Raw genomic sequence first — 25,436 nt, 5'->3', positions numbered from 1 at the left:
TTGAGTATTGAAACTCATAATTCCCTAATGTGAAGTGGCTTATATCAATAATTTCAACTAATGAAGTTGAAAAGTTGAGGTCGGTATCGGATAGAACAATTTGTTTGCTTACTGAATCGTAGGCTTCAAACATATAATGGTGATCCTCCGAAACACCTTTATATAAAACCGCTCCATTAAGTTCATTGTTTCTGATTCTTAAGATCGTTTCTTCAATCATTTCAATTCTGTTTTCGTGTTCCTGAATCATTTGTTCGAGTACTGAAAATCCGAGGTTCTGGCTTTTAAGCAGTTGAAGAATGTCAATATAAATCTTCTCTTTTTTCATAAAAAATCTCCTTTATTTATCGATTGACAAATGATATTTAGTTGTTTAAGTTATCGAACTAAATACCAAATTTGTTAAAGAAAAAGCACCCAGAGCGTTAAGCTGAAATAACCAAGTGTTAATCAACTTGACGCCCAAAATGGGTGCTTTTATATAACCACGAACAATAGGTTGTTTTTCCATTTCATATCATTGATTATACTCCGAGTGCTCACATAAAAGATGGGTAATTTGGGACGAAGAACTGCTTTTTTCTTGCGGTTCGAGAGAAATAGTGCTTTATTTCAGTTTACATTGTTTACTCACAAAATTATGGATGCATTAAAAATGGGATTCAATTGGTGATTTTAGAGTGTTAATATCCAATATCAAAGGGCTAATTTGTATTTACTGATGTTTTGATCCAAGTTCCGGAATGAATATTAATATATGGGACCAATGTGGATAATGACAATTTTATTTGCCCCTGACGGTGATGATAGTCATTGAGAACTCGATTATTCATTCTTTTGCAACCGGTATGTTTTTTGTATGCCCTTCTATTTTTAGACTGGTATTCGAGACTACTTATATCCCCGATATCTTCAGGGTGATTATAGTAAGTCCAACCGTATTTTGTGTTGAAGCACCGCTAATTTGTCTGGATTCGATAAAGTGCGCAGAGAGTGCTAAAAGATTTGGTTCTCTGAAGAAAACAAAAAACCGCCAGCTTTATCTCATTACGCAAGCCTTTGCTGTCAACATCAATCTTGATACTTCAATGTCACCTGACAAAATTATTAATTTCTAATGTCAACGAGGAAAAAGTGAAGATTTCTCAAAAGAGCTCAAAGATGATTTTCGAGCAAATACTTTTGAATCTCTGATGAAGGGGATCAATTACCTGTTCCACTTCCTGCAATTTCATGCTCTCTAGGCTTCTCTTTTCGATTATTTCTGTTTGTGGTCTAGAACGTAAATGAAAGAATGGATTCATTGAAAGTGATATGAAGTTGTATGATAAAGTTTACAGATCAATTTCTCAGCATCAGGAATCAAAGAGATCTGCATTTTAAGGGATGTTTTGGAAGTGGAGGCATTTGTTATGAAAGTCAGTCTTTTAAATTCAGGATCAGCAGGTAATTGCTGCATAGTTCAGAGTTCGAATACCACAATCATGATTGACTGCGGTTCTCCAAGCCAGAAGTATCTCAGGCAGGCTATGGAAGAAGTCGATGTTTCCGTCAATGATCTTGATGCCGTGCTAATCACCCATAATCATTCTGATCATGTTCGCTGGCTCAATATGTTTCGCCAGAGACCTGTTTATTCCTACTGTTCTCTTGTGTGCAGAAATTCAAAAAAAGAGACTCTGCCTATTAATCATCAGCTGATCGTACCGGATGAAATCTTTGAAATCCGGGATTTTACCATTCAGAGTCTTGGTCTTTCTCATGATGCCGGTAATACGCTGGGTTTTATTCTTACTCTGAATACAACTGGCGAAAAACTTGTTTACGTAACGGATACTGGTTATTTTCCTGTGGGCTATCAGGAAGATATCTCAAATGCTGATTACTACATTTTTGAAAGCAATCATGACCCCGATATGCTGATGCATACATCCCGTCCGATGTGGACCAAACAGAGAATACTTTCCGACGTAGGTCATTTAAATAATCTGGATGCTTCTAAGATTCTTGCAGCGGCTGTTGGGAATAGAACCAGAAAAGTTGTACTGGCTCATATATCCCGGGAAGCCAACACAGAAAATCTGGCTTTAACCGCTTTTGAGCAGAGTCTTCAGAGCAGAGGGTATTGTCTTCACGATTTTGATACCGAAGCTGCCAGTCAGTTCGATCTTACAGAATTTGGAGAACTCGACGATGAAGCCTGTCGTCTTGAAGCGGCTGCCCATTTGCAGATTGTATCGAATCGAAAAGAAGTTAAACAAGTTAAACAAGTTAAGAAAAGCAAAGAGGATATAAGAAGTTCTGATCTGGATTCATCTAAGTACGTTGTAAAAAGTGAAACAACATCGGATGTAATGAATTCTGAAACTTGTGGTAATAAGCAAACAGAAAATCTTAAAACTGATAAAACAGATCATCGTAATTTAAATCAAGATGATTTAAAAAGAATAAATGCATTGGATTCAAATCGCCCAGTGACAGTGGATATCAAAGAAGATTGTCAGCCGCAAACCCATTCAGATGTTTGTAGTGACAAAGATAATGTTAAAAAAATGCAAAATGCAAACCATCCATCTTCTTGGATATCGTCCAATTCGGATGATAGTGTGGTTTTGTCATCTGAGACTTCTGTTACTGATTTTTACTCGACGACAAAAGCAAGTAAAAATTTTGAGACAGCCAGTCAGCCTGAAAATGGCTTTCGAGTTATATCCATGCCTGAATCAGAGTCGGCCAGACGTTTGAATCAGCTCAGAGAACTTGAAAATCAAAATCAGCAGAAAATTGAAAAACAGAAGAAGGAAAGACAGGAACAGTTTTTTGAATCGATCAGTTTGCTGTTTGACTGATACAGGTTTATGGAAATAAAAAAGAGTTCTGATCGTTCTTATTCCGTATGAAAAAAGCTTGGAAAAGCAACTTAAAATGGTGCTGATTCAAGCTTTTTTATATGAAATTATTTTTCCATCGGTTTTTTTACTGCTTTGTTGTCAGGAAACATGAACAGAAAGTTTCTTAGAAAGTCTGCAGTATACGGACATCGCGCTCATGTGTTAAGCGCCCATTTGTTATAATCATTAATGAGAATCTGAAAGTTGCTTAAGGCAAATCAGAGATCAGATAACTCTTGATGAACTGTAGAAGGAGGAGTAAATATGGTTACCGTTTTTGATCATCCACTGATCAAACATAAACTTTCAATCATGCGTGATAAAAATACAAGCACCAAGGATTTCAGAGAAAATCTGAATGAAATTGGTTCGCTGATGGTCTATGAGACAACCCGTGATCTTCCTGTCAAAGATGTTGAAATCGAAACGCCTATGACAGAGATGACTGGAAGTACTCTTGCTAAGGATGTTGTGGTGGTTCCAATTCTGCGCGCTGGCCTGGGAATGGTACAGGGAATAGTGGATCTGATTCCAAATTCCAAAGTCGCTCATGTCGGATTATATCGTGATGAAGAAACCCTTCAGCCTCATACCTATTTTGAAAAATATCCTAAGAATGTCAGTGACGCAATCTGTATCGTCGTCGATCCGATGCTTGCAACAGGCGGCAGCGCGGTTGCGGCCATTGATATGGTAAAAAAGCAGGGAGCTAAGAACATTAAGCTCGTATGCCTGGTTGGAGTTCAGGAAGGAATTGACAACGTTGAGAAGCATCATCCGGATGTAGATATTTATCTTGCTAGTTTGGACGAAAAGCTCAATGATCAGGGCTATATTGTTCCAGGTCTCGGAGATGCCGGAGACCGGATTTTCGGAACGAAGTAAGATGAATCCCGCAAAATTTGGCGGTTTTCTGATTGTCAATCTTCTGGTCTGCATCTGGATCGGCTGGCTGATTGATGGTTGGACAAACATGAGACCATTCTGGATCATCGCTTTTGCTTTATATGCGATTGTTGGAAGTTTTGCCATTCTGTTATGGAAAAAGAAAAGATGAGCAATTCCTTAAAAACTCTTTTTATCGATAACCTGAAGCTGACGGCTTTGTTCTGTATACTTCCAGTGGTCGGTACAGCTCTATTCTGGCCAATGCCGCAAAAGTGGATGGCAGTGATTGGGATTATCTATGGAGCAATGCTGGCGCTATGTTCGCTGTATATGATTTGTATTCAATCCGCTTCTTTAGCCGGTCAGAATGCTTCTGGAAAAGGGATGGCAGCCGGTTACCTCGGTCGATATCTGATGTATGGAGTTTTATTGTTTATTGGTGCAGTCCTTGGAATTCCGATTCTGTCAATGCTGATAGGAGCTGTGGCAAGTAAATTGGCTTTATTTGTCTATGCCAGAAAGGATTCAGGACAATCAGAAAGTTCTCAGATTGAATGTCAGAATTTGAATGCCGACAAAGAATCTGATCAAGAGACAGATTCTGCCAGTTAGTTTTAAGGATGCGATCGATAAATCAGATTTCATCATCTTTATGGTTAAATCAAGATCGTAGCCTACTGAAATTTGCTGAAATAGTCTTAGTTGACAGCGCTTTTCAGACAGGACATTCTCTTTGTTTAAAACCTGAAGAGAGTGAATTGAACTTTTTGATCTATATGGTGATATAACCAAGGTTATGTGAGAATTGTCACAGGAAAGGAGCATTGATCAAATGAACGATGTCAGTCAGATCATTATTACGATTGGCTCGGTACAGATTCCGATTCATCAGTCGATTATGGTTTGGCTCGTTATCTGTCTGTTTTTATGTATTATGGCGGTCATCTGCGGAAAGAAAATAGAAAAAGCAGATCCGTCCAAACCCCCTAAAGGGCTGGTTTATCTCTCAGAAGAAATTTATAACCTGTGTCTTTATGTGGTACAGGGAAATCTTCGGGAGAAAACGAAGAAATATATTCCAATCTTCGGAACCCTGATGCTTGGCATGCTTTTAAGCAACCTGTCCGGACTGACCGGATTTCAGAACCCGACCAGCAATGTCTCTTTTAACGCGACTCTGGCGATCATGTTCTTTTTAATGATCCAGTTTAATGGCCTGAAAAAGGGCGGACTGAAAGCACGATTCAAAGAATTGTGTGAACCGTTTCCGTTTTTACTGCCATTAAATATCATCGGAGAACTCGCTTTGCCGATTTCCTTAACCATGCGTTTGTTCGGAAACATTCTGGCAGGTACCATCATCACTCTGCTGGTATATACCTTAATTACCAACATCGCCCCATGGGGCTACCTCGGTCTGACCTTGACTCCTTTCATACATGCTTATTTTGATATCTTCTCAGGTGTCATTCAGACCTACATCTTCTTTACTCTTGGTACCTACTTCCTTGGACAGCAGGTATCTGAAGAAGCCGAATAGGCTCAAGAGAAAACAGTTACGACAACGAAGAAAACCAAAAATCAGTTACAGAATTCTATATAGAAAGTACGAGGTTTATTTTTATGGAATTTAATGAATTCTTTGTGCAGGGTATGGCCCTTCTTGGCGCAGGTATCGCTATGATCGCCGGTATTGGAGCCGGTATCGGACAGGGTATCGCTGGTGCACATGGTGCGGATGCTGTCAGCCGCAATCCGGAAGCTTCCGGTAAAATTCAGTCCATCATGGTACTTGGTATCGCGCTGGCTGAAACAACAGGTATTTACTCTCTGATTATTGCCCTCCTGCTGATCTTCCTGAAGGGATAAATTCGGAGATAGGCAATGATCAATTTTACGATTGAGAACTATCTGAGGATTTCATGGCAGGATGTGATCCTTGTCTGCATTTCCTCTCTGATCATTGTTCTGGTCTGCCGCAAGTATTTCTGGAGCAAGCTGCTTACCTTTATTGAAAAGCGTCAGCAGCTCATTCAGAACAATATCAATGATTCTGAACGTCTGAAAAAAGAGGCGCTTGAGGTCAAGGATCAATACGATGCCAAGATGAGAGGAGCTGCTGAGCAGGCTTCGAGCATCATTGACAATGCCAGAGAACAGGCGACTCTGGAAAAACAGCAGATTATCGATGCGGCTCAAAAGCAGGCAAGCCATATCGAAAAATCAGCTCACGAAGAAGTCGAGAGAGAAAAACTCGAAGCCCAGACTCAGATGCGTCAGGCAATTACAGAAGTTGCCATGGCAGCTGCTGGACAGATACTTTCTCAGGAACTCGATGAAGAGCGGCAGAAGAAGATTATCGATGATTTCATCGACAGTGATGGATTAGGAGCCTAGCCTATGGCTTCAATCAAGGAAAACACACCATTTGCTAATGCGCTGCTTGAATTAGGACAGGAAGACGGCAAGGAGCAGGAATATCTTGAAGAGCTTCTGAAGGTCCAGAAGGTAATGGAAGATCAGCCGGATCTTGTCAGCTTTTTAAGATATCCAGCGATTGGCAAACAGGAAAAAACTAAACTCATGGAATCGATCTTCAAAGAGGATCTCGATCCTAGAGTGATGCAGTTTATCAAGGTTCTCTGCATGCACCGCAAGGCAGCGGATCTTCCTGAAATCGCACAGGCTTATGAGCAGTTGTACGATCAGGCGCAGGGAATTGAAAGGGTTCATGTATTCAGCGCATCAGCCCTGAGCAATACGCAGATTGAAAAGCTGAAAAAGAAACTGGAAGACCAGCTTCACCACTCGATCAGAATGGAAGTTACTGTTGATCCGTCTCTGATCGCCGGACTGAAAATCAGAACCGAAAATGCCATTATGGATAATTCGATCAAAGGACGTCTGGATACGATGAAAGATCAGCTGATGAAGGCTGAAGGATAGGTGATGTGAATGAGTTTGAATCCCGCTGAGATCTCCAAACTGATCAAAGCTCAGATCAAAAATGTCAACCAGGATATCGAGATGAATGAAAGCGGAACAGTTCTTTCCGTCGGTGACGGAATTGCTAACGTCTATGGTCTGAAAAATGCCATGATGTCCGAACTGCTTCTGTTTCCTCATGATGTATACGGCATGGTCATGAACCTTGAAGAGGATCAGGTTGGTGTCGTTTTAATGGGGGACAATCCCGATATCAAGGAAGGCGATCTCGTCAAACGAACCGGTCATATTGTTGAAGTACCGGTTGGTGACGGAATGATCGGCCGTGTTGTCAACGCTTTAGGCGAACCAATTGACGGCAAGGGACCGATCAATGCAACAAAGGAAAGACCAGTTGAACGAGTGGCTCCTGGTGTTATGACCCGTAAATCGGTCAGCCAGCCTCTTCAGACTGGTTTAAAGATTATCGACTCGATGATTCCGGTTGGACGCGGACAGCGTGAGCTGATTATCGGTGACCGTCAGACAGGTAAAACCGCTATTGCCGTCGATACGATCATTAATCAGAAAGACCAGAATGTTTTATGTATTTATGTCGCTATTGGTCAGAAAGCAAGTACTGTAGCACAGATTGTTGAAAAACTAAAACAGTTTGGAGCTATGGACTATACGACCGTTGTCGTATCGACTGCTTCTGAACCAGCACCATTGCAGTACATTGCTCCATATGCAGGATGCGCTATTGGGGAAGAATGGATGGAAAATGGAAAGGATGTTCTGATTATTTATGATGACCTTTCCAAACATGCGGTAGCTTATCGTGCCATGGCGCTTCTTTTAAGAAGACCACCAGGACGTGAAGCCTACCCCGGAGACGTATTCTATCTGCATTCAAGACTGCTTGAAAGAGCCGCTCGTCTGAATGAAGACAACGGCGGAGGAAGTCTTACAGCTTTACCAATCATCGAAACTCAGGCCGGAGATATTTCCGCCTATATCCCAACCAATGTAATTTCTATTACCGATGGTCAGATCTTCCTGAAGACGGATATGTTTAATGCCGGTGAGCGCCCAGCCGTTGACTCCGGATTATCTGTCAGCCGTGTAGGAAGTGCGGCTCAGGTAAAAGCAATGAAGCAAGTTTCCGGATCTCTGAAACTTGAACTTGCTCAGTTCAGAGAAATGGAAGCATTTGCCAAATTCGGAAGTGATCTCGATGCGGCAACTGCTGAAGTATTGAATCATGGTAATCGTCTGACACAGCTTCTGATTCAGAAGCAGTATTCGCCGATGCCGATGCCTGAAGAAGTACTTTCCCTGTTTACAGGTAAATACAAATATCTCAAGCAGGTTCCTGTAGACAAGGTTCAGGATTATGAAGAAAAAATGCTTCTGTTCATGAAAGCCAATCACCCGGAAATTCTTTCTGAAATTGCTGAAAAGAAGGAACTTTCTGACGATCTGATTGCCCGGATTAAAGAAGCTCTCGATCAGTTCACTTCTGAATATCTGATCAAGGAAGGCGCTTAGGATGCCGGGCAGCGGGCAGGCGATCAAAAGCAGGATCGCTTCGGTTGATTCGACAAAGAAGATCACTAATGCAATGCAGCTCGTTGCCAGCGCCAAGCTGAATAAGACAAAAGCAAGAATGGAGGCTAACCGTGAATACGCTGAAAGCCTTCATGAATTATTGAGCATGGTCCTGGCTGCTGCCGAAAAAGGTCATCAGAAGATGAAGGAAGATCCTTCAAAACCTTCATTTGTCTTCGTGATCACATCCGACATGGGTCTTTGCGGTGCCTATAATGCCAACTTATATAAAAAACTGCTCAAGGATTTCAGAGATACCGATTATCTGGTCATGATTGGCTCGCATGGTCTTTCCTGGGCAAAAGCCAGAGGTATTAAAGTCTGGGAAAGCCTGATTGATCTCAACGAAGACGATGCGTATGAAAAGCTTGCTTCTGAAACAGATCGGGCAATCAAGCTTTTAGAAGAAGGTAAGATCGGGGCAATCAAAGTATTGTATACGCATTATAAGAATACTTTGACTTTTGAACCGACAATGGAGACTCTGCTTCCACCAAAAGAACCTGAAATTCAGGATGACAGGAAAAAAATGAAAGCTGTCACTGAATTTGAGCCCAATCAGGAAGAAATGCTTGATCAGCTGATTCCAATGATTACCAAATCAGTTCTGTATTCCAGATTTATGGAATCCAAAACATCGGAACAGGCGAGTCGCCGAATGGCGATGGAAAGCGCCACCGATAATGCAGAAGAGCTGCTCAACAAACTGAATCTTGAATATAACCGGGCTCGTCAGAGTGCGATTACTCAGGAAATTACTGAAATTGTGGGCGGCGCGAACGCTTTGAGTTAGGAAGGTAGACTATGGCAGAAAATATTGGAAAAGTGGCCCAGATTGTCGGGCCTGTTGTTGACGTAAAATTTGATGACGGAAAGCTGCCGGATCTGCTGACCGCCATTAAAATCCCTTTAAAAGATGGAAAATCTCTGACCGTTGAAGCGGCTCAGGGAATTGGTGATGACCTCATTCGCTGTATTGCAATGGGAAGCACGGATGGATTAGTCCGTGGAATGGATGCCATTGATACAGGTAAACCTATTCAGGCGCCTGTAGGCGATGGTGTTCTGGGAAGAATGTTTAACGTTCTAGGCGAACCTATCGATAACTTGGGCGATGTTAAGACGGATGAATTTTCTTCGATTCACCGCCCAGCTCCAAAGTTTGATGAACAGAATAATACATCTGATATTCTCGAAACTGGAATTAAGGTCATTGACCTTCTGATTCCTTATGCCCGAGGAGGAAAGATCGGTCTTTTTGGAGGGGCTGGTGTCGGTAAAACTGTATTGATTCAGGAGCTGATCCACAACATCGCTTCTGAGCATGGTGGTAAATCTGTAGTTGTTGGTGTTGGTGAACGTACCCGTGAAGGAAACGACATGTATTACGAAATGAAGGATTCAGGAGTCTTGGACAAAACCGTTCTGGTTTATGGACAGATGAACGAATCTCCTGGAGCCCGTATGCGAGTCGCTTTAACGGGTCTGACAATGGCTGAACATTTCCGTGATGTGGATCATCAGGACGTTCTGTTGTTTATCGACAACATTTTCCGTTTTACTCAGGCTGGCTCTGAAGTATCTGCTCTGCTTGGACGTGTACCATCTGCAGTAGGTTATCAGCCAACGCTGGCTACTGAAATGGGACAGCTGCAGGAAAGAATTACTTCAACCAAGAATGGATCCATTACTTCCATTCAGGCTGTTTATGTTCCAGCCGATGACCTGACTGATCCGGCTCCTGCTACGACATTCTCCCATCTGGATGCGCGTACAGTTCTTGATCGTGGTATTGCTGCATTGGGTATTTTCCCTGCGGTGGATCCGCTTGAATCAAGTTCGCGTATGCTTGATCCAATAGTAATTGGAGAACGTCATTATAAGGTGGCCCGAGGAGTTCAGGAAATTCTGCAGAAATACAACGAACTGCAGGATATCATCGCCATTCTGGGTATGGATGAACTCTCAGAAGAAGATAAGAAGACCGTAAACCGTGCAAGAAGGGTTCGTAACTTCCTTTCTCAGCCTTTCCACGTATCTGAAGTATTTACCGGTTTCCCTGGTGAATATGTACCTCTGGAAACAACCATTGATTCCTTCGAAAAACTGCTTTCCGGTGAATACGACAATCTGCCTGAACAGGCATTCATGTTCGTTGGATCCATTGAAGAAGCAGTTGAAAAAGCGAAGAAAATGGAAACTGAGTAATGGCTGAATTAATTGATCTAAAAATGGTCACACCGCATGGTGTGTTCCGTCAATATAAGGTACAGAGTATTCATGCAAAGAGCGTAGAAGGAGAATTTACAATTCTTCCAAATCATGTACCGGTCGTGATGGCTTTAGTGCCCTGCAAACTCGAAATCTACAACGAGGAGGGGAAGCATAAGAGCTATGCGGTAGCCGGTGGCTTCCTTCATTTCGATAACAATAAGTGTCTGCTTCTCTCAGACGCAATTGAAGGCCGTTCTGATATCGATATCAAGCGGGCTCATGACGCGTATGAGAGAGCTAGATCTCGTATGGAGAAGAAAGATACGAACAGCGAAATGAGGCGTGAAGAACTGGCTTTACAAAAGGCAATCAATCGTATTAACGTTTACGGTAAAAAGTAAGAAACTATAGATCCACATTGATCGAATTTAATAGACCTGATTTCAGACCATTTGAAATCAGGTCTTCTTTTTAGTCAGGTCATAACATCAATTAAACAGACAGAAATAATGTCCGATTTAAAACTGACAGTAACTGAGTCAACCGAATTTGATGGTCAGGTTTTCTGGAACTTGTCAAAAGAGTCAAAAAGAGATTTCAAAAAACAGAGTGCAATCACTTGACGAGAGAGAAGCTTCGGAGTAATCTTTGATCATCCCATAAAGAAACAGGCAAAGGCGCCAAAATCAATGACGATTTTGGCGCCTTTTTGTGTTTTCTTTGGGAAAGAAAAGGAAGGATCTCTTTATGGAAGAAATTTTATCTCAAGTCTTTGGTATCTGGTACCTCATCGGTGCCGCCTTCGTCTTCTTCATGCAGGCCGGATTTGCCATGGTCGAAGCCGGCTTTACCCGTGCGAAGAACGTTGGAAACATCACAATGAAAAACACCATGGATTTCTGCTTAGGAACTGTAGCATTCATCCTGATTGGTTATGCTTTGATGTTTGGTCCTGGAAACCAGTTCATCGGTTTTGGACTGGATCCGCTGTTTGATTTTGCAGGAACCAACTGGGCCCTGTTTACATTCAACCTGGTTTTCTGCGCTACAGCCGCCACCATCGTTTCTGGAGCGATGGCTGAAAGAACCAAATTCATCAGTTACTGCATTTACTCTGTCATCATCTCGGCCCTGATCTACCCGATCGAAGCCCGCTGGATCTGGAATGCTGATGGCTTCCTGGCTTTGATGGGATTCCATGATTTTGCAGGAAGTACAGCCATTCATTATGTTGGCGGAATCTGTGCCTTGATTGGAGCTTCCATGCTTGGAGCTCGTATTGGCAAGTTTGACAAGGATGGAAAGCCAAATGGAATTCCAGGCCATAACATTCTGGTCGGTGCTTTGGGCGTTTTCATCCTCTGGTTTGGATGGTATGGATTTAATGGAGCCGCTGCAACCAATGGCCTTCAGTTATCCACCATCTTCGCAACCACAACGATTGCTCCGGCTTTAGCCGCTGTGACCACAATGATTTATACCTGGGTGAAATATGGAAAGCCAGATGTAGCCATGACCTTAAATGCCTGCCTGGGCGGTCTGGTTGGAATTACTGCTGGCTGTGACGCGGTCAATGCTTTAGGCGCTGCCATTATCGGAATTGTGGCTGGTCTGATCGTGCCGTTCATGACCTGGCTTCTGGATTACAAATTAAAAATTGATGATCCGGTTGGAGCTGTTCCAGTTCACTTTGCCTGCGGCATCTGGGGAACGATTGCCGTTGGATTATTCGCCTGTGGAACGGATACCATGCCTGTACCGGTTGGACTCTTCTATGGAGGAGGATTTGGACAGCTGGGAATTCAGCTGATTGGACTTCTTAGTGTTGGGCTTTGGACAGCAGTTACAATTACTCTGACATTCTATGCCATCAAAAAGACGATTGGTCTGAGAGTTTCTGCTCATGAAGAAATCGTTGGACTCGATCTGATGGAACACGGAATTGAAACGTGCTATGCCGGATTTGCGATGGAAACAGAAACCCTTGGCGGAAGTGAAGAGGAGATCGCTGAAGTGGAAACTGAAGGACTGTCTCCATATCAGCCAAAAGTGGATCTCAAGGATGCCGTAGTGACCGAGGTGGTTCCTGGAACGCATAAGATGACCAAAGTATCCATTCTGACCAACATGGATCGATTCGAGAAACTGAAAAAAGAACTGGAAAAGATTGGAATCGGTGGAATGACCGTATCGAATGTAATGGGAATGGGTGTAGAAAAAGGACAGACGACCTATTACAGAGGAGCCAAAGTACAAAGCCGACTTCTTCCAAAGATGCAGGCGGATATCGTTGTCAGCGAAGTACCAGTCGAAGAGGTAGTCAAAGCGGCCCAGAAAGCCCTGTATACAGGCAATATGGGAGATGGAAAGATCTTTGTTTATCCAGTATCGGATGTCATTCGAATTTCAACCGGAGCTACTGGCAAAGAAGCTCTCGACTATGAAGATCATCCAAAAGCTTAAAAAAATCTAGCAAATAAAGGTGAAAATAAGAAACTATAAATATCAAAATTTTAAAAATATATTGAGTTGTTCGGACGAAAACAGATGAAAGCCACAAAACCTTATCTCCTTAGCTTAGCTGAACAGGAATTGATTTGAATGACTCCATCGATTTGAAATATCCTGAAACGAAAAGATATTTGGATTAAGTTACAGAAACAAATTTCCTGAATAAGATTTAAACGAAGCTAGTGTTTCAAAACAAACGAACAAACTCAAATTTAAGAAAACAAGAATCTGGAAAGAATCAGAATGAAATGAGCCAAATCAAAAGAAGATAACCAGATCCTCTGTGTTCATAGAAAAAGCGATGCCTGGGGAAGCATCGCTTTTTTTCTTTTTTCGAATGATTTCAAAATGATTTAAGTATTGGAATCGGATGAGCTGAAAGATAAAAAAAGACCAGTTGGATTCAACCGGTCTAAAAGCGTTGTCTCTAACAGATACGCCATAGGATTTTATAAAGTCATGTAGTTTGTAAACAGACTTCAAATTCGGTTATGGGATATAGATTATGGATTTGGTTCAGGACTTATGAATTGTAATAGAAGCATTGCAATGGTCTAAGTCAGAACTGATTCCATCATCGTCATACAGTTCGTATTCACTGTCCATATAACCCACCATTTCCAGATTGTCATAATCAATCTCATCGACTCTCTTTGCAGGAATATGAACTAAAGGAAGGGTCTTGTCTTTGCGTACAAAGAAGATGACCTGATTTTCCGGGTACTGAATATAATGCCATCCTTCTCCAAGGATAATTCTTCCGACTTCCTGGCAGGTTGGCTTGATTCGGATTTGAATCATTTCTTCAGGCAGGTAAACCATACGTCCGGTTTTATTTTGTTCAGTCACTGGCGCGATCATCATTTCATGACCAATCAGCAGCTGATCTTCAACTTCGCGGGCAATCTCGTCATCTGGAAAGTCAAATGACAGGGGACGAAACATCAGATCGTTATTCTGAACAGCCTTCATATATTCAGAATACAGATAAGGAATCAAACGATAACGAGTCTTAACCAGGAAAGAGAAGTCCTCTGGATTTTCAAAACGATATGGTTCCTGATCTCGGGTTCCTAATGCGGAATGATTTCGCATTAAAGGAGTGAAGATTCCAATCTGCATGAATCGTAAAACGAGATCACGGGTGGCATCAGCCCCAAAGCCTCCTAAATCGCAGCCTGTATAGAGGAAGCCACACATATTCAGAGCTGGAAGCTGGTGAAGAATCAGTGGTAAATGAGACCACCAGGATTTATTATCTCCGGTCCAGATTCCGCCATAACGATGCGCACCAATGTAACTGCTTCGAGAATACATCAGAGTTCTTTCGTTTGGACGAAGTTTTTTGAAGGCATCTGAAGCAGACTGAGTCATTTTATATCCATACAGATTATGGACTTTATCATGAGAAACCCACTGATCACCCATATGATGATAGAAGCTCTCGTAGTCCTTCATTGAATTTTTGATACTGTTAACCTGATCGTTTAAGTGGAACGTGTCATAACAGTCTCTTGGAAGTTCAGGGTCAGCAGCAAATTCGGCCAGATAATTCTTCAGGTTTTTCATTCCGGTTTCTGAATAGAACAGGGCAGGTTCATTCATATCATTCCAGAATGCGTCGATTCCTGCATCCGTCATCATTTTATAATTCATACCAAACCATTGACTGGCTTCGTGGTTCAGAAAATCAGGGAAAACAGAATAGCCAGGCCATACAGCTCCGATAAAGTCGCTTGTATGGTCATCCATCTTACAGAAATAGTTCTTTTCTTTTCCTTCTTCATAAATGGAATAACCATTTTCGACCTTGACTCCGGCATCGATGATTGGAACCAGATGGATCTTTTCTTTCTTCATTTCATCAACAAATTCTTTGAAATGATTGCCAAATTCCTGATTATTAACAGTAAAATCCTTAAATCGTTCCATGTAGTCAATATCCATATAGATCATGTCTACAGGAACATCGATGGCTTTCAGATTAGAGAGAACATCTCTGAAGTCATCCTTCGTTTTATAACCCCAACGGCTCTGTCCATATCCAAATGCAAATTTTGGAGCAATATAACTCTGTCCGATCAGCTTTCTGAATTTCTGGCTGATCTCATAACTGGTGTTTCCTTCAATCAGATAGAGATTCAGATCAGGAGCTGATTGGATCTGAATTTCATTTCGTTTTGTATCTCCAATATCAAAGACGACTTTTCCAGGATTATCTATGAAGAGTCCAAATGGTTTAGCCTCAGGATCTTCTACTGGATCCACAATGATAAAGTTGTGAGCTCCATAAAGAGAATGTCTGTCTTCACTGTGTTCTGGATCATCAGAAGCCCATGAAGTATAGGTCCATCCGCGTTTATTTATGCCGCGTACAGTCTGTCCAAGACCGTATACTACATCTTTCTGATTGAGTGGGATACTCATTTTCCAGTGATTTTTATCAGTATGGATGGTTCCAATGGGAACAGGATTCTGTTCTGCCGGAAGTTCAAGAACTGCGGCCTGCGTTTCAATTGGTTGTCCAAAAATGTATTTTTTCATCGAGATTTTTAGCCTCCGGTAATAGCAGATAAGTTTATTTAAGGTTTGAACAAAGAATCATATACTTCTTTGGTTATCTAACCATTCTGATTTTAGTCGTGAATACGCCTGAGATTCAAGCATTTCTTTACCGATAAGCTTCAAAATCGAAGAAATCAAAAAAGATTATAAATATTCAGACAGGAAATGCTAAAAAGCATTCTGACTAAAAGAAAAAAGACCGATCCGTCTGGTCGAATCAGTCTTAATCGTTTCATTAATCCTGTCTGGAAAGCTTGCCAATAAAGTCCTGAACTCTTTGCTTTGAAGAGGAAAAAAGTTCATCCGGATGTCCTTCCTCAAGGATTTGTCCGTTTTCAAGAAAGATAATCCGGTCTGAAACTTCACGGGCAAATTCAAGCTCATGAGTGACAATAACCATGGTCATATGCTCGCTGGCAAGCTGTTTTAAAACTTTCAATACATCCGCTGTCAGTTCTGGATCAAGAGCAGAAGTGGGCTCATCGAGAAATAAAATTTTCGGTCGAAGGGCCAGAGCTCTGGCTACACCGACTCTTTGCTGCTGTCCTCCGGAGAGTTCGCAGGGATAGCTGTCGGCTTTATCTGCCAGACCAAACTGAGCAAGAAGATCACGGGCCTGCTTTTCGGCTTCATCCCTTGGGACTTTACGAACCCGAATCGGGGCATCCATGACATTTTTTAAAACAGAGTAATGCGGAAACAGATTAAAGTTCTGAAAGACAAGACCAAAGTGTTCATGAACTTTCGCCAGTTCCTGCTTGCTGACATAAATCGAAGGACCATCAGGCGTATCAGCAGCCTTGCAGGCTGGAATTCCATCATAGTACAAAGAACCATTATCCATGGTTTCAAGCAAAGTCGCACAACGAAGGAAAGTGGATTTTCCGCTTCCGGAAGGTCCGATTATCGAGACGATTTCACCAGGCATCACCTGAAGGCTGATGTCCTTCAGCACCTGATTGTCACCAAATGCCTTACCAATATGCTCAATATTCAATAAAGGAGCAGAACCAGACATTTTGTTTTTATCAATGCGAGGTGTCATAGGAGCCCTTTCTAGTTTGAATAATAGTCATAATGCTTTTCAATCTTTTCCATGACAAAGCTGACGAGAAGATTGAACAGGTAGTAATAAAGACCAGCGATCATCAATGGAACGATGGTCGCCTGAGCGGCAGCCAGCTGCTTAGCCATGGTAAACATCTCAGCTACTGCAATCGCAAAGGCAAGGGAAGTATCCTTAACCAGGGTGATAATTTCATTCGTAATGGCCGGCAGAACCTGTTTAATCAGCTGCGGCAGCGTGATATGAAAAAATGTCTGTGATTTTGAATAGCCAAGGACTTGAGCGGCTTCAAGCTGTCCTTTAGGCAAAGCCTGGATTCCGCTTCGATAGATTTCGGCAAAATAAGCAGCATAATTAAGCGAAAAAGCCAGGATCACAGCAATAAACCGATAGTCTGCAGAAACCTTCATTCGAAAAAGGTAATAGGGACCAAAGTAGACTACAATCAGCTGCAGCATCAGCGGCGTTCCACGCATAATGGAAATGTACATTCGGGTGATTGCTGAAACAATTTTGTTTTTCGACAGTCGGCCAAAGGCAATAACCATTCCTAATGGAAGGGAAAATGCGAGTGTCAGAAAGAAGATCTCAAGCGAGACGACAAGGCTTTTTGCAAGTTCAGTAAATGTTGTCAGATCCATAGAGTTCCAGTTTCTTACTTATATTGATCAATCACAACAAAATCACTCAGATTATATTTATCAGCCAGCTTCTGAACGGTTCCATCATCATAAAGTTTATAAACATCAGCCTGAACCACATCTCTGAGTTCTTCATTTCCCTTTAAGAATCCAATGGCATATTTTTCTGAAGCCAGAGGTTCTTCGAGTTTCTTGAACTCTCCATTACGGTTTGCCAGCTGATAGTCAGCTACACCAACATCCAAGGCCACGGCATCGATTCCGCCAGCTTCCATATCCATAAATGCAGTGTTGTAATCACCATACTGAGTCAGGTTCTGGAAAGTTTCACGAAGCTCTTTATTATCTTCGCTTTCAAGAGCAGCCAGAGCGGAAGAGTCTTTCTGAACCCCAACGTTTTTTCCTGCAAGATCGGCTGCGGTTTCGATTCCCGAATTGGCAGGAACGACGAAAACCTGGGAATTATCAATATATGGATCACTGAAGGTATATTCGTCTTCACGGCCATCCATAGTAAATCCATTCCAGATGCAGTCGATGGTTCCTGAAGCCAATTCCATATCTTTTGCATCCCAGTCGATTGGCTGTTTTACGAGTTCCCAGCCTTCAAGATCTGCAACAGCCTGAGCCATTTCCAGATCGAAACCGGTATATTCACCGTTTTCATCCTTATATCCATAAGGAGGGAACTCAGCATCAAAACCTACTGTAAAAGTTGTTTTGTCTTTGACATCTTCAGCTGGTTTGGCATCGGCTTTTGAATCGGAAGAAGATGAGCAGCCAGCCAGAAGGCTTAAAGAAAGTGCTGAACAAAATAAAATTCCTTTTTTCATAATCAGTCTCCTTTTATTGAAAATTCGATGACCTGGAAAGAAATGAAAGAAATCAGATAATCCTTCCCATGGTTAATCTGTATTTTCACAATATTGAAAATGGTATCATTTTGAATTCATGATCGTCAATGTAGGAAAAGTATCAGATGAAAATTGATGTAAGTATTTGTGTCGAACGACCAAAAGTTTCATATATTTACATGTTTACATGTTCTCTAACCTTATTAAACTAAATCTATCCTTCTTCAAGATAACCTTGCCTTTTAAGTGATAAGGTAATATAGACAATATTTTATGAAAGAATCATGAAAAATAATGAAAGATCCATTGAAAAACAGAGTGCAATCACTTGACGAGAGAGAAGCTTCGGAGTAATCTTTGATCATCCCATAAAGAAACAGGCAAAGGCGCCAAAATCAATGACGATTTTGGCGCCTTTTTGTGTTTTCTTTGGGAAAGAAAAGGAAGGATCTCTTTATGGAAGAAATTTTATCTCAAGTCTTTGGTATCTGGTACCTCATCGGTGCCGCCTTCGTCTTCTTCATGCAGGCCGGATTTGCCATGGTCGAAGCCGGCTTTACCCGTGCGAAGAACGTTGGAAACATCACAATGAAAAACACCATGGATTTCTGCTTAGGAACTGTAGCATTCATCCTGATTGGTTATGCTTTGATGTTTGGTCCTGGAAACCAGTTCATTGGTTTTGGACTGGATCCGCTGTTTGATTTTGCAGGAACCAACTGGGCCCTGTTTACATTCAACCTGGTTTTCTGCGCTACAGCCGCCACCATCGTTTCTGGAGCGATGGCTGAAAGAACCAAATTCATCAGTTACTGCATTTACTCTGTCATCATCTCGGCCCTGATCTACCCGATCGAAGCCCGCTGGATCTGGAATGCTGATGGCTTCCTGGCTTTGATGGGATTCCATGATTTTGCAGGAAGTACAGCCATTCATTATGTTGGCGGAATCTGTGCCTTGATTGGAGCTTCCATGCTTGGAGCTCGTATTGGCAAGTTTGACAAGGATGGAAAGCCAAATGGAATTCCAGGTGATAACATTCTGGTCGGTGCTTTGGGCGTTTTCATCCTCTGGTTTGGATGGTATGGATTTAATGGAGCCGCTGCAACCAATGGCCTTCAGTTATCCACCATCTTCGCAACCACAACGATTGCTCCGGCTTTAGCCGCTGTGACCACAATGATTTATACCTGGGTGAAATATGGAAAGCCAGATGTAGCCATGACCTTAAATGCCTGCCTGGGCGGTCTGGTTGGAATTACTGCTGGCTGTGACGCGGTCAATGCTTTAGGCGCTGCCATTATCGGAATTGTGGCTGGTCTGATCGTGCCGTTCATGACCTGGCTTCTGGATTACAAATTAAAAATTGATGATCCGGTTGGAGCTGTTCCAGTTCACTTTGCCTGCGGCATCTGGGGAACGATTGCCGTTGGATTATTCGCCTGTGGAACGGATACCATGCCTGTACCGGTTGGACTCTTCTATGGAGGAGGATTTGGACAGCTGGGAATTCAGCTGATTGGACTTCTTAGTGTTGGGCTTTGGACAGCAGTTACAATTACTCTGACATTCTATGCCATCAAAAAGACGATTGGTCTGAGAGTTTCTGCTCATGAAGAAATCGTTGGACTCGATCTGATGGAACACGGAATTGAAACGTGCTATGCCGGATTTGCGATGGAAACAGAAACCCTTGGCGGAAGTGAAGAGGAGATCGCTGCAGTGGAAACTGAAGGACTGGCTCCATATCAGCCAACAGTGGATCTAAAGGATGCCGTAGTGACCGAGGTGGTGCATGGAACGCCTAAGTTGAACAAAGTAGCGTATCTGACCAACATGGCTGGATCAGTGAAACTAAAAAAAGAACAGGAAAAGATTGAAATCGGAGGAATGACCGTATCGAATGTAATGGGAATGGGTGTAGAAAAAGGACAGACGACCTATTACAGAGGAGCCAAAGTACAAAGCCGACTTCTTCCAAAGATGCAGGCGGATATCGTTGTCAGCGAAGTACCAGTCGAAGAGGTAGTCAAAGCGGCCCAGAAAGCCCTGTATACAGGCAATATGGGAGATGGAAAGATCTTTATTTATCCAGTATCGGATGTCATTCGAATTTCAACCGGAGCTACTGGCAAAGAAGCTCTCGACTATGAAGATCATCCAAAAGCTTAAAAAAATCTAGCAAATAAAGGTGAAAATAAGAAACTATAAATATCAAAATTTTAAAAATATATTGAGTTGTTCGGACGAAAACAGATGAAAGCCACAAAACCTTACCTCCTTAGCTTAGCTGAACAGGAATTGATTTGAATGACTCCATCGATTTGAAATATCCTGAAACGAAAAGATATTTGGATTAAGTTACAGAAACAAATTTCCTGAATAAGATTTAAACGAAGCTAGCGTTTCAAAACAAACGAACAAACTCAAATTTAAGAAAACAAGAATCTGGAAAGAATCAGAATGAAATGAGCCAAATCAAAAGAAGATAACCAGATCCTCTGTGTTCATAGAAAAAGCGATGCCTGGGGAAGCATCGCTTTTTTGAATCTTCTGATCTTTGTATAGTCTCTATCGCCCAGATGGAAGGGCATTGAGAATCAGAAGCTGTTTCATCAACTGATTCTGCTCTTCGGGATTTTCAATCTGTTTGTCATCCTGAAAAAAAGAAATCTGTCCCTGCCGGTTAATCTGAGCTCTATAGTCCTTATTGTTAAATGAGAATGGTATTTCTTTAGCTGGTTTGCTCTGAACTTTATTCTGGCTGGTGGTCTGCTTTTGGTTCTTTTTTCGGTTCATATCCGTAATCCTTCCTTGTTTATAAAAATGTTCTGCATGGTCTGATAAACTTCCTGAAATTAGTGGCTGAAGGCAAAGCAAGCTGTAAAGAGGAATCTTTCTGACTTATAGATAGAAGTATTTATATTTTAGCTCGTGATCAGGCAGTTCCTCTAATGTTTAATCCATGAATTCAAAGAATTCAATACCAGCCAGCAGGATTCTGGGGTCTTATGAGAGCGTATCCATTTGACTGGAAGCATCAGAAATTATGCAGAAATTGAAGTTCATCCAGTTTCCGGAAAGGTTCATTTGAATCACTAAAATTCGTCTGACATAAAATATATATGAATGAATGTTAAGGCAGTAAAAATCTTCTGTCTTCATTACTCATGAATTATGAAAGAAAAGAATACTGTAAAGGAGGCACTTGTCAGTGCGGCAAACGATCTGTTGAAAAACAGATCAGGAAAGTTTTCAGAGTTTCAATCACTCATCACTGACAGGCAGAACGAAATTTTGAATCATACAATGATGCAGTACTTTGAGTGGTATGTTCCAGCAGATGGTTCCCTCTATAAGAAGCTTGCTTCTGAAGCGGGTTATCTGGCTCAGATCGGGATCGATCGTGTCTGGATGCCACCCGCTGGAAAAGGCTATCTGGGAAGAAATGACGTGGGTTATGGAGTATATGATCTTTATGACCTGGGAGAATTTCGTCAGAAGGGAACACAATCGACAAAATACGGGACACGCAAACAGTTAGAAAAGACAATTTCAACACTTCAGAAGAAGAATATTCAGGTCCTTGCCGATATTGTATTTAACCATAGAATGGGTGGGGATGAACTTGAAGATGTCATGGCCAGCACAGTAGATACATGGAACAGAAATAATGTGATTAAAGGGCTGCATAAGGTCAGAACATGGACCCGGTTTACATTCCCGGGGCGGAATGGAAAATATTCTTCATTTATATGGAATGCAAGTCATTTTACGGGAACGGATTTTGATGAGCTGAGCGGTGAACATAACATTCTGTTATTTGAAAACAAGCACTGGAATGAACATGTTTCAGGAGAAAACGGAAATTACGATTATATTATGGGCTGTGACGTCGACTTCACAAACAGGGAAGTGACAGATGAGCTCTATAACTGGGGTCGTTGGTTCACGAAAACCATGCAGATTGATGGTTTTCGTCTGGACGCATTAAAAAATATTGATTCTTCCTTTTTCAATGGCTGGCTTAGCGAAATGCATAAGTTTGGGAATCATCCCAATATTGCAATTGGAGAGTACTGGAGTGGAAATCTCTGGGAACTGAAGAAATATCTGAATGACTGCAATCATTGTATGTCCTTGATGGATGTTCCATTGCACTATCGATTGCAGCAGGCCTCTAATTCAAACGGAACCTTCGATATTCGAAATTTGTTTCGGGATACTTTGACAGACAGTGAGCCAGATTATGCCTGTGCGTTTGTGGATAATCATGACACACAGCCCCATCAGGCCCTGGAAAGCTGGGTGCTCGACTGGTTTAAACCACAGGCCTATGCCTCAATTCTGCTCTATAAATGCAAGGAACCCATTGTTTTTTATGGCGATTATTATGGCCTTCCAAATGATGGAAAGCCGCCTGTGCCATTTTTAAAAGAGATGATCTGGATCCGTCAGAATCTTCTTTCAGATAATATCATCGATCTTTTTGATGATGATCCGCAGAAAGCCTGCTGGATGGCTTATTCAAAAACACCCGTTCTGGTCATCTATACGATTGCTGACTGGAAAGAAAAAAGATTCTGCGAACCAAACTATGCTGGCAGAATTATGCGGGACGCATTGCATCCAGAACATACAGAAACATTCGATGAAAATGGCAATATCCGAATTACCTGTCCGCCTGGATCATTATCAGCCTATATTGAAGATAAGGATTACACTCGAATGCTAAAGGGGATAAAGCCAAAGAAGACTCTTCGAGAACTGATTACAAAAAAGAAAAAAAGCTGATCCTTGAGAATAAAGAAATTCCTCAGTAAACCGACAATTGAATTTTGTTTGTCGGTTTTTTTACGTGTTTAAATAACTAAAGAAGCCATGAAATGAAGAAAAGAAACAAGGAAGAAAAGGGAGTGTCGGTAATAGAGTATAAAACAAAAAAGGAATCCCTCAGGATTCCTTTGCATTGCCTGGCAACATGCTATTTTCGCTTACACTATCGTCGCCGAGAACATGCTTAACTTCTGGGTTCGAAATGTGACCAGGTGTTTCCATGTTTCCATCATCACCAGACTGGGGCGGCTGACGCGATTCGAACGCGCGCATCACGGAGCCACAATCCGCTGTGTTAACCGCTTCACCACAACCGCCAAATTCATAATGCTTCACTATAATAACCGGCTGACAGAATGCTGTCAACAAATTGACCAAAAAAATTGAATATTTTTAAATCGGGAAAATCTGCAGCATCTGGATGGCTTATCGTTTTATGATTAAAAAATTCTGGTCAGATCTGATTATGATTATTTATAAACAGAAACTCAATCAGGAACAGCCTGGATACTCCTTGTAAATATAATCTTTAATTAAGTTTGCTGAATGTTGATCTGGTAAGAGTAATTCAGTATTTGAAATGTTGGATTTGTTGAGAATCAGGTCAGGTTCTATTATTATCCGTACATGAACATTCTTCGGATATAGACCAATTAAGTAAAAGCTGTCAATATCCAGGACCATGGAATGACCAGAAAAGATGAATAATTGGAGGAGATCGTTGATGATGGATAATAGCTCTGGAAGAATGCTTGCCCTCTTTGTGATGGCTGCGCTGTTCTTATCGGGATGTCAGATGAGTACCACAAATAAGGAACAGCAGTCTGCAGATGAACAAATAGAAAATCAAAACACGGGATGTGATTCTGAAGCATTAGCCTGTATGCCCGGGGAAACAGATTCTGAACCTGAAGCTAAAGATGAAGCCTCCTTTAATGAAATGAGTTTTAATGATGCCATTTCTTTTTTCGAGGATAAGAAAACAGGTCTGTTGTATTTTGGCTTTGCCGATTGTCCATGGTGTCAGGAAATTGTTCCTATTTTAGATCAGGCTTTAAAGGAGAATGGAAAATCGGTCCACTCCATTCAAACTAGAGATTCTGAGTTGAACCGTCTCTATTCCGATGAACAGAAAGCAGAAATCGAAAAATATATTTCTGATTATATGAGTGAGGATGATCAGGGTGTTCTGACGCTCTATGTTCCTCTGGTTCTATATGTAGAAAATGGAGAAGTTGTCGATGGTCATCAGGGGACTGTTGATGAACATGATGCACATGAACGTAAAATGACAGATCAGGAAAAGCAGGAAGTGACAGAAATTATTGACCGCATCGTCAAAAAAGCCAGATAAAAAGTCAGCTGGCAAAAAACTCAGGGATTTGATTAAGCTATTTTAGATTACTGAAGGATGATCAGTCGAAAAGAAACGAACTTGAATAAATTGTTTCTTTTCGACTTTTATTTTGAATTGATATCGAAAGCATTTATGGATTTGATGAACTAAATTTTAAAATACTGCCCAGATTCAGATAACGAACAGGCAGAACAATGTATGAACTGAGATCGAGTATGTAAAAACAAAAAAAACCGCTCTCGCGGTTTTTCTTCAACTAGATGGAGCAGATGAGGGGAATCGAACCCCCGTATCAACCATGGCAAGGTCGTGTTCTACCATTGAACTACATCTGCATAAAAAATGGCGGTCCAAACGGGACTCGAACCCGCAACCCCCTCCGTGACAGGGAGGTACGCTAACCAATTGCGCCATTGGACCAGAATAATAAAGATGGAGCAGATGAGGGGAATCGAACCCCCGTATCAACCATGGCAAGGTCGTGTTCTACCATTGAACTACATCTGCATAAAAATGGCGGTCCAAACGGGACTCGAACCCGCAACCCCCTCCGTGACAGGGAGGTACGCTAACCAATTGCGCCATTGGACCTAAAAATATGGCGGAGAAAGAGAGATTTGAACTCTCGCGCCGGTTGCCCGACCTACACCCTTAGCAGGGGCGCCTCTTCAGCCACTTGAGTATTTCTCCAAGGATTGTTATCGGCAACCGTTCCCGATTGCCTGATTATCATAACAGCTTGCCCAAGTAAGCACAAGACCAAAACTAAAAAAATTTCGGAGCTATTTTGACCAGAATGAGTGCCGGCAGCCTGTTTAGCCTGTAATCTTACCTTAAATACCTTTAGTTCATAAATAACTGTAACTTTCCGGGATAATTCATTCAAATTATTCATTCATTGCCTGAAGTAAAAATTATATTCAGGAGATTTTATGAATTAGAAATTTTTTCAATGTCATTAAGTTAAGCAGATAGAAGCGCGAATTGCTCCGCACTTCATCGTGGTGTTCAGAATCTACCAGAAATTTTTATCTGGAATCAGCCATTTTTCGGCTTCAAGCCTCACGAATACGATAA

The 25,436-nt window shown here is 41.7% G+C and carries 22 protein-coding genes, 6 tRNA genes and 1 rRNA gene; 16 read left to right on the top strand and 13 right to left on the bottom strand.

The features are described 5' to 3' along the window. The coding region (locus BO222_RS07150) for a hypothetical protein (RefSeq protein WP_143356863.1) at positions 1–328 on the bottom strand (328 nt) is incomplete at its 3' end. Between the two features lie 1,084 nt (positions 329–1,412). Here BO222_RS07150 and BO222_RS07140 point away from each other — a divergent pair. From BO222_RS07140 to BO222_RS07085, 13 genes are all read left to right on the top strand, one after another. Continuing rightward, complete coding sequence (locus tag BO222_RS07140; RefSeq protein WP_075819682.1) at positions 1,413–2,849, top strand: MBL fold metallo-hydrolase; 1,437 nt, start codon at positions 1,413–1,415, stop codon at positions 2,847–2,849. A 306-nt stretch (positions 2,850–3,155) separates the two neighbouring features. Further along, positions 3,156–3,776, top strand: a complete 621-nt coding sequence (upp, locus tag BO222_RS07135; protein WP_075819680.1) for a uracil phosphoribosyltransferase — start codon at positions 3,156–3,158, stop codon at positions 3,774–3,776. A 1-nt stretch (position 3,777) separates the two neighbouring features. Next, positions 3,778–3,948, top strand: coding sequence for a hypothetical protein (locus tag BO222_RS13970; RefSeq protein WP_178390439.1), 171 nt, complete (start codon positions 3,778–3,780; stop codon positions 3,946–3,948). Beyond that, a complete protein-coding gene (locus BO222_RS07130; protein ID WP_143356969.1) occupies positions 3,930–4,391 on the top strand; it encodes a hypothetical protein in 462 nt (153 codons plus the stop codon). Before BO222_RS13970 ends, BO222_RS07130 begins: the two co-directional genes overlap by 19 nt. Positions 4,392–4,611: 220 nt before the next feature. Then, positions 4,612–5,319, top strand: a complete 708-nt coding sequence (gene atpB / locus BO222_RS07125) for a F0F1 ATP synthase subunit A (RefSeq protein ID WP_075819676.1) — start codon at positions 4,612–4,614, stop codon at positions 5,317–5,319. A gap of 83 nt (positions 5,320–5,402) precedes the next feature. Continuing rightward, entirely contained in the window at positions 5,403–5,648 is a 246-nt protein-coding gene (atpE, locus tag BO222_RS07120) for an ATP synthase F0 subunit C (RefSeq protein WP_075819674.1), read from the top strand. Between the two features lie 15 nt (positions 5,649–5,663). Next, complete coding sequence (gene atpF, locus BO222_RS07115) at positions 5,664–6,176, top strand: F0F1 ATP synthase subunit B (RefSeq protein WP_083647722.1); 513 nt, start codon at positions 5,664–5,666, stop codon at positions 6,174–6,176. 3 nt (positions 6,177–6,179) lie between these two features. Further along, entirely contained in the window at positions 6,180–6,725 is a 546-nt protein-coding gene (atpH, locus tag BO222_RS07110; protein WP_075819672.1) for an ATP synthase F1 subunit delta, read from the top strand. A gap of 9 nt (positions 6,726–6,734) precedes the next feature. Beyond that, entirely contained in the window at positions 6,735–8,255 is a 1,521-nt protein-coding gene (gene atpA, locus BO222_RS07105; protein WP_075819670.1) for a F0F1 ATP synthase subunit alpha, read from the top strand. A 1-nt stretch (position 8,256) separates the two neighbouring features. After that, positions 8,257–9,108 carry an ATP synthase F1 subunit gamma gene (gene atpG / locus BO222_RS07100; RefSeq protein WP_075819668.1) on the top strand — a complete coding sequence of 284 codons (852 nt, stop codon included), beginning with the start codon at positions 8,257–8,259 and terminating at the stop codon, positions 9,106–9,108. Positions 9,109–9,119: 11 nt separating this feature from the next. Continuing rightward, on the top strand, positions 9,120–10,523 hold the full coding sequence (gene atpD, locus BO222_RS07095) for a F0F1 ATP synthase subunit beta (RefSeq protein WP_075819666.1): 1,404 nt from the start codon (positions 9,120–9,122) through the stop codon (positions 10,521–10,523). Then, positions 10,523–10,930, top strand: a complete 408-nt coding sequence (gene atpC, locus BO222_RS07090) for an ATP synthase F1 subunit epsilon (RefSeq protein ID WP_075819664.1) — start codon at positions 10,523–10,525, stop codon at positions 10,928–10,930. Before atpD ends, atpC begins: the two co-directional genes overlap by 1 nt. 346 nt (positions 10,931–11,276) lie before the next feature. After that, positions 11,277–12,992 carry an ammonium transporter gene (locus tag BO222_RS07085; RefSeq protein WP_075819662.1) on the top strand — a complete coding sequence of 572 codons (1,716 nt, stop codon included), beginning with the start codon at positions 11,277–11,279 and terminating at the stop codon, positions 12,990–12,992. A gap of 564 nt (positions 12,993–13,556) precedes the next feature. Here the strand turns inward: BO222_RS07085 and BO222_RS07080 are convergent. The 4 genes from BO222_RS07080 to BO222_RS07065 all read right to left on the bottom strand — a co-directional run bounded on the left by BO222_RS07080 (position 13,557) and on the right by BO222_RS07065 (position 18,145). After that, on the bottom strand, positions 13,557–15,584 hold the full coding sequence (locus BO222_RS07080) for a glycoside hydrolase family 31 protein (RefSeq protein WP_075819660.1): 2,028 nt from the start codon (positions 15,582–15,584) through the stop codon (positions 13,557–13,559). Between the two features lie 256 nt (positions 15,585–15,840). Further along, positions 15,841–16,650 (bottom strand): amino acid ABC transporter ATP-binding protein, encoded by an 810-nt coding sequence (locus tag BO222_RS07075; protein ID WP_269843624.1) that lies wholly within the window; start codon positions 16,648–16,650, stop codon positions 15,841–15,843. An 11-nt stretch (positions 16,651–16,661) separates the two neighbouring features. Next, positions 16,662–17,312, bottom strand: a complete 651-nt coding sequence (locus BO222_RS07070) for an amino acid ABC transporter permease (RefSeq protein ID WP_075819658.1) — start codon at positions 17,310–17,312, stop codon at positions 16,662–16,664. Between the two features lie 14 nt (positions 17,313–17,326). Next, positions 17,327–18,145 (bottom strand): amino acid ABC transporter substrate-binding protein, encoded by an 819-nt coding sequence (locus BO222_RS07065; protein WP_075819656.1) that lies wholly within the window; start codon positions 18,143–18,145, stop codon positions 17,327–17,329. Positions 18,146–18,622: 477 nt separating this feature from the next. Between BO222_RS07065 and BO222_RS07060 the strand changes: the two genes are divergently transcribed. Further along, positions 18,623–20,338: an ammonium transporter gene (locus tag BO222_RS07060; protein ID WP_075819655.1), complete on the top strand. Its 1,716-nt coding sequence runs from the start codon at positions 18,623–18,625 to the stop codon at positions 20,336–20,338. Positions 20,339–20,737: 399 nt separating this feature from the next. Here the strand turns inward: BO222_RS07060 and BO222_RS07055 are convergent, their stop codons facing one another. After that, positions 20,738–20,965 carry a hypothetical protein gene (locus BO222_RS07055; protein WP_075819654.1) on the bottom strand — a complete coding sequence of 76 codons (228 nt, stop codon included), beginning with the start codon at positions 20,963–20,965 and terminating at the stop codon, positions 20,738–20,740. A gap of 498 nt (positions 20,966–21,463) precedes the next feature. Here BO222_RS07055 and BO222_RS07050 point away from each other — a divergent pair, with 498 nt between their 5' ends. Further along, complete coding sequence (locus tag BO222_RS07050; RefSeq protein WP_158024574.1) at positions 21,464–22,960, top strand: alpha-amylase; 1,497 nt, start codon at positions 21,464–21,466, stop codon at positions 22,958–22,960. Positions 22,961–23,137: 177 nt separating this feature from the next. Here BO222_RS07050 and rrf read toward each other — a convergent pair. After that, positions 23,138–23,242: ribosomal RNA gene (gene rrf, locus BO222_RS07045) — 5S ribosomal RNA — on the bottom strand. 1 nt (position 23,243) lies between these two features. Further along, positions 23,244–23,319: transfer RNA gene (locus tag BO222_RS07040), tRNA-His, on the bottom strand. 407 nt (positions 23,320–23,726) lie between these two features. On the opposite strand from BO222_RS07040, the gene BO222_RS07035 reads away from it, so the two are divergent. Then, positions 23,727–24,356, top strand: a complete 630-nt coding sequence (locus BO222_RS07035) for a TlpA family protein disulfide reductase (protein WP_075819652.1) — start codon at positions 23,727–23,729, stop codon at positions 24,354–24,356. A 264-nt stretch (positions 24,357–24,620) separates the two neighbouring features. Here the strand turns inward: BO222_RS07035 and BO222_RS07030 are convergent. From BO222_RS07030 to BO222_RS07010, 5 genes are all read right to left on the bottom strand, one after another. Continuing rightward, positions 24,621–24,694: transfer RNA gene (locus BO222_RS07030), tRNA-Gly, on the bottom strand. 8 nt (positions 24,695–24,702) lie between these two features. After that, positions 24,703–24,779, bottom strand: a tRNA-Asp gene (locus BO222_RS07025). 13 nt (positions 24,780–24,792) lie between these two features. After that, positions 24,793–24,866, bottom strand: a tRNA-Gly gene (locus tag BO222_RS07020). A 7-nt stretch (positions 24,867–24,873) separates the two neighbouring features. Continuing rightward, a tRNA-Asp gene (locus BO222_RS07015) sits at positions 24,874–24,950 on the bottom strand. Between the two features lie 8 nt (positions 24,951–24,958). Continuing rightward, positions 24,959–25,049 (bottom strand) — tRNA-Ser (locus BO222_RS07010). Positions 25,050–25,436 lie beyond the last annotated feature (387 nt).

It is taken from the genome of Ileibacterium valens (assembly GCF_001945525.1).
GTDB lineage: Bacteria > Bacillota_I > Bacilli_A > Erysipelotrichales > Erysipelotrichaceae > Ileibacterium > Ileibacterium valens.
The sequence above is the reverse complement of the archived record's forward strand: the minus strand, read 5'-3'. Positions and strand labels throughout refer to the sequence as shown.